The sequence below is a fragment of the Campylobacter anatolicus genome, from assembly GCF_018145655.1.
Lineage (GTDB): Bacteria > Campylobacterota > Campylobacteria > Campylobacterales > Campylobacteraceae > Campylobacter_A > Campylobacter_A anatolicus.
This window is the reverse complement of record NZ_JAGSSY010000005.1, coordinates 36563-48722: the sequence shown is the minus strand read 5'-3', so window position 1 is coordinate 48722 and position 12160 is coordinate 36563. Positions and strand designations below refer to the sequence as shown.

The 12160-nt window shown below is 35.5% G+C and carries 9 protein-coding genes; all 9 read right to left on the bottom strand.

All coding sequences use genetic code 11. The features are described 5' to 3' along the window. Nucleotide 1 precedes the first annotated feature (1 nt). The gene (locus tag KDE13_RS08130) at nucleotides 2–835 is read right to left on the bottom strand and encodes a tetratricopeptide repeat protein (RefSeq protein WP_212143469.1); all 834 of its coding nucleotides are present in this window, start codon (nucleotides 833–835) and stop codon (nucleotides 2–4) included. Nucleotides 836–852: 17 nt separating this feature from the next. Further along, complete coding sequence (locus tag KDE13_RS08125; RefSeq protein ID WP_212143467.1) at nucleotides 853–3534, bottom strand: cytochrome c biogenesis protein; 2682 nt, start codon at nucleotides 3532–3534, stop codon at nucleotides 853–855. A gap of 15 nt (nucleotides 3535–3549) precedes the next feature. Beyond that, the gene (gene nrfD, locus KDE13_RS08120; protein WP_212139653.1) at nucleotides 3550–4506 is read right to left on the bottom strand and encodes an NrfD/PsrC family molybdoenzyme membrane anchor subunit; all 957 of its coding nucleotides are present in this window, start codon (nucleotides 4504–4506) and stop codon (nucleotides 3550–3552) included. 1 nt (nucleotide 4507) lies between these two features. Beyond that, nucleotides 4508–5191: a 4Fe-4S dicluster domain-containing protein gene (locus KDE13_RS08115; RefSeq protein WP_212143465.1), complete on the bottom strand. Its 684-nt coding sequence runs from the start codon at nucleotides 5189–5191 to the stop codon at nucleotides 4508–4510. A 29-nt stretch (nucleotides 5192–5220) separates the two neighbouring features. After that, nucleotides 5221–5985, bottom strand: a complete 765-nt coding sequence (locus tag KDE13_RS08110; protein WP_212142363.1) for an FKBP-type peptidyl-prolyl cis-trans isomerase N-terminal domain-containing protein — start codon at nucleotides 5983–5985, stop codon at nucleotides 5221–5223. A 47-nt stretch (nucleotides 5986–6032) separates the two neighbouring features. Then, nucleotides 6033–8111 carry a cytochrome C gene (locus tag KDE13_RS08105; RefSeq protein WP_212139650.1) on the bottom strand — a complete coding sequence of 693 codons (2079 nt, stop codon included), beginning with the start codon at nucleotides 8109–8111 and terminating at the stop codon, nucleotides 6033–6035. A gap of 104 nt (nucleotides 8112–8215) precedes the next feature. Next, nucleotides 8216–9637 (bottom strand): c-type heme family protein, encoded by a 1422-nt coding sequence (locus tag KDE13_RS08100; RefSeq protein ID WP_212143463.1) that lies wholly within the window; start codon nucleotides 9635–9637, stop codon nucleotides 8216–8218. Next, complete coding sequence (locus tag KDE13_RS08095; RefSeq protein WP_212139648.1) at nucleotides 9627–10322, bottom strand: response regulator transcription factor; 696 nt, start codon at nucleotides 10320–10322, stop codon at nucleotides 9627–9629. Before KDE13_RS08095 ends, KDE13_RS08100 begins: the two co-directional genes overlap by 11 nt. Nucleotides 10323–10979: 657 nt before the next feature. Next, nucleotides 10980–12119: a GGDEF domain-containing protein gene (locus KDE13_RS08090; protein WP_212139647.1), complete on the bottom strand. Its 1140-nt coding sequence runs from the start codon at nucleotides 12117–12119 to the stop codon at nucleotides 10980–10982. Nucleotides 12120–12160: the final 41 nt, after the last annotated feature.

The following is a 12160-nucleotide window of genomic DNA, read 5'->3' as shown; positions in this document are numbered from 1 at the left end:
CCTATTTTGTTATCTTGTCAAGTAGTTTCATATTATCACACGCTTCAACTAAGCCATCATCGCAACTTTTCTTAAAATACTCTCTCGCCTTTTTTGCGTCAGCTTCAATGCCCTTGCCATCAGCATAGAGTATGCCAAGCTCATTACATCCTCTATTATAGCCCATGTTGCAAGCTCTCTCAAAATACTCTTTTGCTTTTGGCATATCAAGCTTTACGCCTTTGCCGTTTGCATATAAAAATGCTAAGTTATTGCATCCTATGCCAACGCCACCGTTACAAGCTAACTCTATGTATTGTTTTGCTTTTTCAAAGTCTTTTTCTGTACCACTACCTTGCATATAGGCATATCCTAGGTTATTGCACCCCCACATATCGCCATATTCACATGCTTTTTTGTAAAGTTCGTTTGCCTTTTTTGCGTCTTTTGCTACACCTGCACCATTTGCATATAAAAGCCCTAAAGATGTACAACCTTCGTTGTCCTTGCAAGCTTTTTCATAAATTATACTTGCCATTGTAAAATTTTGATCTATACCGCGTCCGCTTTCATACATATGAGCTAGGTTATTACAACCTGATGCAAAGTTTGCTTCACATGCTTTTTTGTAATACTCTCTTGCTTTATCGTAATCCTTCGCCACGCCACCAGTGCCTTCGTCATAAACCACGGCTAGGTTATAGCATCCTGATGCTTTCTTATCTTTATTGCACGCTTGTTCGTAAATTTCAACTAATTTATTATGGTCTCCGCTTTGTTGTGCGTCTATACCATCTTTTATAAATCCGGCATTTGCAATAACTGCAATAGCCAACGCTAGTATTAACTTTTTCACTTTTTCTCCTTGAAATTTTATATATTTTTGATATTTTTCCCGCGATATGCAAATACACTAAGTGCAATCAAAATCGCAATGATGCAATAGAGCGTATTAGGCACACCAGGTGCTTCACCTGCTGCGTATGAGTGCATACCTGTAAGGTAAAAATTTACACCAAAATATGTCATTATGATCGAGCTATATGCAAACATACTAGCTACACAAAAGACATAGATAGAGTTTAGCTTTGGTACAAATCTTAAATGAAGCACGATCGCATATACTATGATAGAGACAAACGACCAGGTCTCCTTGCTATCCCAGCCCCAGTATCGCCCCCAGCTCTCATTAGCCCACACGCCACCAAAAAAGTTACCAACTGTAAGCATAGAAAGCCCTACTATCAAACTTATCTCGTTTATAGCTGTAATGTAACGAATTTGTTCGTTTATATGTGGCTGGTTTTTGAAATTTTTTAGACTCATTAGGATAAGTCCCAAAAGCCCGAGCAAACAGCTAAGTCCTAAGAATCCATAACTTGCGGTGATAACTGAGACATGAATGCTTAGCCAGTATGACTTTAAAACAGGCACAAGGTTAGTTATCTGTGGATTTACAAAGCTCATATGTGCAACAAGCATAACGATACTTGCTAAAATCGCTGACGCCGCAATACTTAAAAGTGAGCTTCTAAAAAATACAATACCCGCTAAAACTGCCGACCAGCCAATGTAGATCATGCTCTCATAGCTATCGCTCCAAGGTGCATGTCCTGAGATGTAGGCACGTATTATCAGTCCAAATGTGTGAGCGATAAAGCCAAACACAAATAGCCAAAATATTATACTTTTTGATGTTTTAAATTTCTTTGTGCGAAACACACTGACAAATCCAAGTCCAAGTGCGACAAATCCAAGTATCATATAAAAATAGACAAGCTTTTTAAAAATCATAAATTTGTTATAAAAGACCTCAGCTTTGATCTGCGTATCACTCGGTAAAGCATGGCTTGAAGCGACTCTTTGGTATTGTTTTAGTTTATGAAGTGCTTCGTTTGCCTTATCCCATTGATTTATCGCGACACCACTTTCTAGCCCAACCAGATAATCATTTAAGATGACTTTTGCCTCTTTATCGAGCCCATACGCCATAAATGCGTCGTTTGGAGAGAGCCACTTATCATCTGCGTCACCTTTTACTGGAACAAATCTAAAAAACACCCCTTTTAGCGTAAGATAAGCAATATTTATTCGCTCATCAAATTTTATAAGATCGTTATCTAATTTTGAGCGTTTTGATGCAGGTTTAGCATTAGCATTATCGACCTCTTTAGCTAGTTTATACATACCTTGTTCGTCAAACATAAAGTTAAAGCTTACGAATTTCTCATTGCTATTTAAATTTAAAAGCTTTTTTATCTCACTGTTTTTAACTCTAATGGTTTTAAGATCTTGCCACAAAGTTGGGTTAGTACTCATACCTAGCACGACTTGTTCTGGGCTAAGTCCAAAAAGGCTCTCACTCATACTCATCTTGCTAAGTACTTCAAATGCTTGTGTACTAATAGGTTTTGTCCGACCCATAAAGTCTTGCACTAAAAGTGTAGCAAATTCGCCGTTTGCGTGAGCTTTGGTGTTTTGTTTAAAATGTTCTAAAGCACCTTCATCTGCTGCTTGAAGGTTAAAATTTATAAAAAATATCAAAACAAAGATCAGTAAAATTTGACTATTTTTTATAAATTTACTAAGGTGAGCAAATCTACTTTTTGGTGTGAAAAAATTCCCTATGAATCCAACGCAAAGTAAGAAATATCCAATGTAGGTTGGAATCTTTCCTGGATCGCGATTTATCTCTAAGATCGTTCCATGTTCATCTTTATCATATGATGACTGAAAGAACTTATACCCATCAAATACCAGTGGATTATTCATAAATATTTCATACTCAAGCACCTTTTTCTCGCCCTTAAAAACTTCAATATCGCTTGCATATGATGATGGACTTTGTGAGCCGGGATAACGCTGGAGTTTAAAATTTAAAAGCTTTATAGAAAACGGCAGTTGCGTTAGCTTTGATCCCCAAGATAGCATTATTTGTTTGCCATCTTGCTCCACTACTTTTGGCTCACCTAGCCAACCAATACCACCGTTTAGCCTAATGGCTTCAAGATTATCATTAAAACCAGCTAATACGTTTAAATTTGATCGTCTGCCTTTGATAGATGGCTCATAACTTTGAAATTTGATAATAAAATCTTTGCCATCTATTGGTTGTATGATAGTAAAGTCGTTTTTGCCTATCTGTGATAGCTTTGTGTAGTATTCATATATGTCATCGTCAATACGAATTTGCAAGTATGGCTTGACGCTTATCATTTCGCTTGAACTCTCGCCTTCACGCACGTGCAAAACACCTTCTTCGCCAAAAAATCTTGTCATAAATGCACCAAAGATAATGATAATAAAAGCTATATGTATAGCAAATGCACCAAAGCGTCGATACATTTTGCTCTTAATGATAATACCAAGTAACGAAATGCTAATTAAAAGCATTAAGGCTTCATACCAAAGTGCCTCATAGACATAAATTTGAGCTGTTGCAGTATCGTAAATACTCTCTAAAAAAGTCGCTATCCCAGCACCTATGGCTAAGATAGCAAGAAGAATGAGAACAAATTTATAAGAAAAAAGTATCTTTGTCATTTTTGTTCCCATTTTACCTCCATATAGTTAAATCAAAATGCTATAAGTCTGCCCTGCGTATAGTATAAACATACGTAGCATCAAAACACCAATAATACTAGCAATAGCACTTAGATAAAATGCAAAATGCGTTGAGGCAAATTTTTTACCAAGACAGAAGTTTATCACGATAGGAGCGACAAAACCTATGCCAACTACGCCTATCCAAAACATTTTAGCATAAAAACCATCAAGGAATGCTGTGCTTGCAATTTTTTGTACTTCGCTACCGATTATAAGTGATACAAAAAGCATTGTAATTAGTAAAATTTCAGCTACTAATACAGGCCATTCTATCGTATGAAGTATCTTCATATCGCTACTGTGAGTCTCTTCTTTAAAACAAGCTGTTGCGATAAGGCTTGAACCAGCGATACCGGCAGAAAGACCAGAAGCGACAAAAAGTGCCGGTAAAACAGCTGTGTTAAGTATAGGAAATCTAACCAATACAGAGATAAGAAAGCCAGTATAGGCACAAACTGCAATTGCAAATATTAGTGCAAGAGTATATAATGGTTTTCGAAGTGGATTTAAAATAGCCATTAAAATTTCTACAAGTCTTTTTAAAGGTGTCTTTTTAAGCTCTTCTTCAAACGCATAAATACACATAACAAAACATAGTGGTATATAGATACAAAGTGCTGCAACACCGATAGACATAACTGATTTGAAGTTATAGTTGATTAAAATTTTCCAAAATAAAAGTGGTCTATCAAGATCACCAACAAGACAAACCATACCAAGAAGTATAGTTACAAGTGCGAGCGAACTAGCAGCTTTAAAAAGTGGCGTGATGCCAGTTTGTTTTTTGTAATACTTTATCATAATAGCTACTATAAGTGCCCCACCACTCATACCAGCAAGTAATAAATACACAGCGATAGGCCAATGCCAAATAACAGCTCCGTGCGAGAAAGTTTGTGTAAAATTTATAGCACCATTCATATCACACCCCCATCTTTACGGCTGGTATATATCTTAAACTAGGGCTTGTGCCACATTCTGGACGCATTCTTAAGCTATCTTTTATGGCTAAAAGCTTACTTATATGAGAATTTTTATCGTTTAAATCACCAAATACAAGTGCATCGTATCTGCAAGAAGATACACAAGCTGGCTCTTCGCCTTTAGCTAGTTTTGTATCTATACAGAAGTTACAGCTTTCAGCTGCTTTTGTTTCGTGATTTATAAACCTTACATCATAAGGGCAGGCTACAATGCAGTATTTACAGGCGATGCAGTCATCGGTATTCATAGTAACGATGCCAGTTTTTTCATCTCTACAACAAGCGTTTGTAGGACATACGTTAACACAAGGTGCATCTTGACATTGTTGACAAGAAATTCTAACAAATCTACGCTCTAAGCGGTTATTTTGATCTGTTTTATCCTCTACAAAAAGTCTCATCTGTCCTTTTGGCACCAAGTTAGTTTTCACACAGGCTAACTCACACTCGGTGCAACCAACACATTTGTTTTGATCAAAAATCATACCAAAATGTGGTTTTTTTGTCTCTTCTTTTTCTGAGTTTGTTTGTGGATCTGCCACAGCATAAGCTGTCATACCAATCGCAGCAGAGCCAAGAGCGACATACTTCATAAACGCTCTTCTGTTGTTTTTAGTGTCCATATTTCTCCTCCATTTTTAGCAGAAAGGAATTACTGCTTAGCACTAGACTTGTTATCTTCGCTATTTTTATCTGTTTTATTAAATGTTGTCCCTGGTTTACCAACTTGCAAAAGCTCAACTTCAAAAACTACGGCAGAGCCAGCAGGAATCACATCAACATCTTCATCTCCGTAAGCAAGTTCGCTCGGTATGACAAATTTATATGTTGATCCGGTATTCATTAATACCAAACCTTCTTTTAGACCCTCTATAACAGTTATTAGTGATAGTGTTACGGATGTTTTAGCTTTATAACTATCCTCAAAAACTTCGCCGTTTGGTAAATACGCTCTATAATTAACTAAAACTATGCTTTCAGGCTTTGGCTTTTCACCTTTCCCTGCTTTTAAAATTTCATATTGTAAGCCTGAAGCTGTAGTTTTTACATTTTTATTTTTTGCGTTTTTGTTCATAAAATCTTTTGATGCTTTTTTATTTTTATCAAGCTCTGCTTTTTTGATAGCTTCATTTGCCTTATTTAGTGCGTCAGCTCTTTTGTTTAACGAATTTAATATCTCATCGTCTGAAAGCTTGTTTTGTTTTTTAAGACCATCGATAAAGCCTTGCACTAATGCATCTACGTCAGTTAAAACTCCAAGTTTTTTGTGTCCTAAAATTTGGTTTGCTATATGCCCACCAGTAGATGCTCCGATACTGTAAGACTCTTTTTGAGTATCAGTGTTAAGCTCAACGCTAAAAGCACAACTTGTTAAAAATAAGACCGAGATGAAGCTTTTTAAAATTTGTTTTTGCATATTTTGCCCTTTTAGATAGGGAGCCAAAGGCGGCTCCCATTGTTTGATTACATTTTACTATTCAAAATTCTTTGAGCTTCTTCTACGTATCCTTTAGCAGCGTCAAGTCTTTGTTTAGTGTATTTGAATGCATGCATACCCCAAGATCCATCTTTTTGGATTAGATCAACGGTGTCTTGTGCTTTTTCAATCAACTCATAGACTCTTGTCTTAGCACTTGGATCAAGTTTAGTTGTTTCAAGAATTTTAAACATTCCCTCTATACCAATCTTAACTGCAGTAAATTCATTCTTGATAGGAGTTTGCCATCCCATAACTTCATCATAAGCTTGTTTTTGTGATTTGAAGTGTAATGTCTCTTTTAATTCTGAGAGAACAGGACTATGACAACCTTTGTTTTCAACCATATCAAGATCAGCCCAAGATGTTCTAGCGCAAGCCCACATTAGATCAATAAAGTTTCTACCGTCTTCATTTCTTTGGAAGTGCCAATCTTTACCATCTCTAGCATCTTTTGAAGTTGAGCCAGCTACAAGAGACTTGCGATCTGGACTAACATCTATCTTCCAAATATGTGATCTTCTTTGAGTATCAAAACCAGCATTGTCTTGGAATTGAATAGCATAGAAGTTCTCGCAACTCATCATAAACGGCATATGGCAAGATGCACAAGAGTTAGTTTTGTGAGTCTCTGCCTTAGCTGCTATATAAGCTTGCTCTTTGTGACAATCAGCACACTCTTTTTTAAGTTTTGGTTTACTATAAAGTGAGCTTAGGTATCCTTGCTCTGAGTTATAGTTTAGTCCTTTGATGTTCTTATCACCAGTTACAAGACCTGTAGTGTCGTGTGGATCGTGGCAAGTAGCACATCTCATACCTTTTGAATAGTGGGCTGTAAAGAATGACTGTGATCCTTCAGATCCGCATCCTGGTCCCATTGATTTAAATTTAGAGTTAAGTGCTAAATCTGGAGCAACTTTTGCAAGCGGATGTGCCTTATAAGTGTCTGGATCCCAGTTAAATCTTTGGTGGCAACGTTCGCAGTTAGATATTCTAAAATTTGTAGCACCATCAAGGTGTCCACCAGCTCCGTGGCACTCCTCACAGGATACACCTTTTGAGACAGTGTGTTTTTGTAGCTCTTTAGCGTTACCAAGTGCTGCATAAAACTCTTCGCTTGATTTAAAATCAAATTTGAATGGGTGGCATACTTCGCAGTATGAGCTGTTTGCTTGGAAATTCATAGTGTGTTTATACTTAGCAGCATAAGATGCAAGACCTCTTACATAGCCAGTATTTAAGCCATACTCTTCAAGAGTTTCAGGGAACTCAGGGATCCATTTTTTGATCTTTTTAACAGTTTCAGGAGTTAAATTTAACGCCCAAGTTCTTTGCCATTGGTTTGATCCTGGTGTTATCGTTCCTGTACCATCTCTTAATAGACCGCCTACTACGTGGTATGTTCCGCGTAGCAACCATTGGTCGATAAAGCCCATTTTTGTTCTAAGGTGTCCAATTGTTGCATATACAACATCAGGTGTGATACCTTGTGGCAAAATAGGTGCAGTATCTGCTGCAAATACTGGATCTGTTAAGTTATTATTTACCTCTGGGTGTTCACCAGGGAAACGAATGGTTGTCGAGTGTCTTGATCTGCTCCAAGCTTCATACTGTGCTGGGTGACATTCGCCACACTTTTCTGGACCTACAAATTTGTTAGGAAACATAAGAGTTGAAGTGGCTGGGATTCTATACATCATAGAACTATAGCCTTTTCCATTATCACGCTTAGTTACCTTTGATAGATCCTTTCCGTGTCCCTCTTCTATCCACTCATGACCGCGATCCACGACGTTGAGCTTACCATCTACTTTACCACCATATTTTGTAAAAATTGGGTGGTTTTTAAAAAGCCAGTTATACATCTCTTGCTCTTCTACAATGTAGTCTTGCAAGGATATAACACCTCTTTCTTTTAGCGTCCCTTTAGGGTTTGCCATAATACTTCGTGCCATCTCGGTTTGTTGCATATGAACGTGAGCATCAGCTTGGGCGGCACAGGCTCCTGCCGCAAAGATGCTAACGCCAGCAACAAGTCCGAGTAACACTTTATCCAACTTTTTCATGTGTTCTCCTTCCTGCAAAAAGTTTTAATCTAAAATCAAAAAGACTTCGTATTGAGAATATTACTAAAAAATGGGGGTGGAAAAGGGGGAATTTTAATGAATTATCAACAAAAAATATTAATTGTGAATTTTACGCCATCATTTATATTATCAACTTCGATCTCTCCGTTGTATTTTTTTATTATCATTTTACTCATATAAAGTCCTAGCCCACTTCCAGTTTTTTTAGTACTAAAATTTGGATTAAAGATCTTGTTTATTACGTTTTTGTCGATATTTCCAGCATTATTTTCGATAGTGATTGTTTTTTTGTTTTTATCGACAAATGAAGAGATATTGATATATCTATCTTTTACATGTGATGTACTAAAAGCCTCTTTTGCGTTGTTTATAATATTGATTAAAATTTGTATAATTTCGTTAATATTTCCAAAACAGATAAAATTTTCTTTTATATCTATATTTATATGTATTATATATTTTTTAAGTGCCGCATTTAGTAACTTGCATGTCTGTGTTATGGCTTGTTCGCTTGTAAATTCGCTCTTTGGCATATTTGGGTTAAAGAAATTTTTAAAGTCATCGATCGTATCAGACATAAATTTAACTTGCTCGTCAGTCTCTTTAATCTTCTCTTCAAGCATCTGTTTTGTTAGCTTTCCACGTTCGTTATAAAGCTCTAAATTTACAAGTGTTGAGCTTATTTGTGCAAGTGGTTGCTTCCACTGGTGCGAGATATTTCGTATCATCTCGCCCATTGAGGCAAGGCGACTTTGATTTATCATCAAAAGTTCATTTTGTGCCTTGATCTTAGCGACTTTTTCATGTATTTTAAATACAAAAAACATCAACATCAAAAATACAATAAATATCAAAACTCCACTAAACATAAATTCATCTTTATGATTGTTTAGCACACTTTTTACTGGGACTTTAAGAGACATCATCGCTATCGTATCGCCAACTTTACCCTCAAAACTATCTATGTTTTTATAACTTTCTTTCATGCTTTTTGGTGCTGAGTTTATGTTATGGCACGTTACACAGGAGGCTTGAGAATTTTTAATAGGTAGTCCGACAAATATATAACGCTGGTTATTTTCGCTGATAATTTTTGAGTAAAATTCATATTTTTTTTGTTTAAATCCTTCTAAAATTTCATTTTCAAACTCCGTGCCCTCATGTGCTGGATTTAATGGATCAGTAGCGACTAGTCTGTAAGTGTAGTGTATGTTTTTTTTGGATGCTTGGATCTTATAAATTTCATTTGATATATAAGATGATGAGAGCAATCTAGCATCGAAAAATTCAGGTGACATTGTGCCATTTTGTTTTAGCTCATCTATAAGCGGACGCTGGATATTTGCAACATAGTCTCTGACTGCATTCATAGTTTCAAGTACGTGAAAAGCCTCTATCTTAGCGTCTTTTATGGATAATTCTTTATAGAAGTTGAAAAATAAGCCTATTATTATAGAGTAAAGCATTATAAACATAAATATAATTATCGCAAATCTATATTTCACACAGATACCCCACGCCATATAAATTTTTAATCACATCTTTGCCTATCTTTTTGCGTAGCTCTTTGACAATAGTTTTTATCGCCTCTTTGCTTGGCTGGTCAAACTCCCACAGATAATCAAACAGCTCTTCATAAGTAATATTTTTATTTTTGTGTCTTAAAAAATACTCTAACAGTCGACTTTCACTCTTTGAAATGTGAAAAATTTCATTATTTGTGTAGATGATTTTTTTGGCTGGATCATATCTAACGCCATCTTTTAGCTTTATGATTGGCTGATGATCTGTCAAATCTAGTGCGACATCTTTTAAAGCGGTTATGATAGTTTCTTTATCGAATGGCTTTGGTATATATCTTGTTATTTTAAGCTCTACTACACGCCAAAGATACTCTTGTTCGGTGTGGCTTGTTATGATTATTATCGGGATTTTGTGATTTTTTTCACGCACACACCTTGCGATCTCTATGCCATCTATATGTGGGACGCTGATATCTAAAATTAATACATCATAAAGTCCGCTTAAGGCTTCATCAAGAGCTTCTTTACCATCTCTCACTCCAACAACATCACTAAAGAAAAGCTCTAAAGACTCAGTTAAATTTTTTAAAATTTTAGGCTCATCTTCAAGGCAAAGAGCTTTCTTGTTTGACAAAATATCCAATACACTATAATTAATCTCGCTCATAAAGCCTCTTTTGATTATAATATTTAATTATATTAGCATATATAAGCTTAAAAATTTGATTTAATTTAAATTTTAATAAATATATTTCACAAAATAGGCATAAATGGGCTAATCCAACTCACATTGATATAAATTTAATAACCAATCACGCATTTTCTATACTAACTCAGGTTTTATATTTGCTACAGTACAAACTACAACAGACACTCCGCTATCAGCCCTTAAAACCACTGTATTCGTCATAGTTTTTAATCTTTAGTATGTCAATTTCCTGCCTTTACTCAACTCAAAATGTCCATTTTGCTTATCTATTTGTGCTTTAGTATTTCTTAGAAGATATTTAGGGTAGTTGTCACTATTGTGATTATATTGTGAAATAGCCAAGCTTTAAAGCTATTTTTTATCACTCTTGTCGCTATCTTGCTTAAGCCTATAAAGACATAATATCTCATAAATTAACTAGCACGAGTTTTGCTCTACTAGCTCTAGAACATTTTTAACGTTATAGCTTTGAAATTAAAATACTTTTACGAGCATTCATTGCGTAGTATCATTTTGTAGTTTTGCATAATACTCTTTAAATTTATCAGTTTTGTTAGTTTAAATTTAATCCAAATTTGGCAAAAATTTAAAGATATAGCCAAGGAGTTTATAAATTTAGCTTATTTTACCATAGGCGTTGCAGACGCAGTTTCTGCCTAATTCTTTTGCTTTATAGACTGCTATATCTGCGGATTTGATGATATGTTCTGTTGTTTTTGTCTCGCTATTTGCTGTAGCTATACCAATGCTTGAAGAGCCGGACCATTCACCACCGTCATCAAATTTGATACAAATTTTATTTATTGCTTTTAGTAGTTTTAGTGCTAAATTTATAACACCATTAGTATTAGTATCAGGACATATGATCAAAAACTCATCGCCACCGAGACGGCACACTACATCATCAGTGCGACTTTCAAATTTTAACACCTTTGAAAACTCACAAAGTACCCTATCCCCAGCGTCGTGTCCATATTTGTCATTTATGGACTTAAAACGGTCAAGATCTAACATAATAACAGAAAAAATTTTACCCTTTGTTTGTAGCGTGGTTATGCACTCTTGTATTGTACTAATTGCCATTCGTCGATTTGAAAGTCCAGTCAGATGGTCAGACATCGCGATAAATTGCAATTTTTTATTTGCTATCTCTAGTTCTATTGTACGTTTTGACACTTCCGACTCAAGAGCTCTTTTCATAGCCAAAAGCTCTTCATTGTATTTCACAAGGGAGCCAAACACGCTATTAAACGAATTTACAAGAGCATTTATTTGTCTATTATCGCCTGAGTTGATGACGATTTCATATGCATCAGCTGGACTTTTGCCTTGCTCTATCATCCGCATTTGTAGAGTTAAAAGCTTATCCATACCAAGTATATGAAATGTAAGCCAACTAACTAAAAAGTCAAGAGTTTCTTTACCTTCCACTCTAAAATCAACACTACTTTCTACGTTATTTCTAAGTTCTAAAACACGCTTAACAAATCTCTTATGTGCTGCAACGTGTTCATTGCGGTGTCGCGTATCTACACCAATCATCTTTGATAGTTGTTCTTCGTTGTTAAAATGATAACCTGTATAGTCAATAAGCTCATCAAATATATGCTTTAAATCTTGTATTTTTGTTGATTTATCAGATATTTTATCACCTAGAGAATTTAGTAAATCAACTAGATATTTATGTTCAGTATCGATACTTTCGTATGTTGTTTCGAAGTCTTTATTCCATACAAATACTTGTTTTAATAGCAATCTTATACTCCAAAAAGTTAAATTTATCTTGTATAATAGCT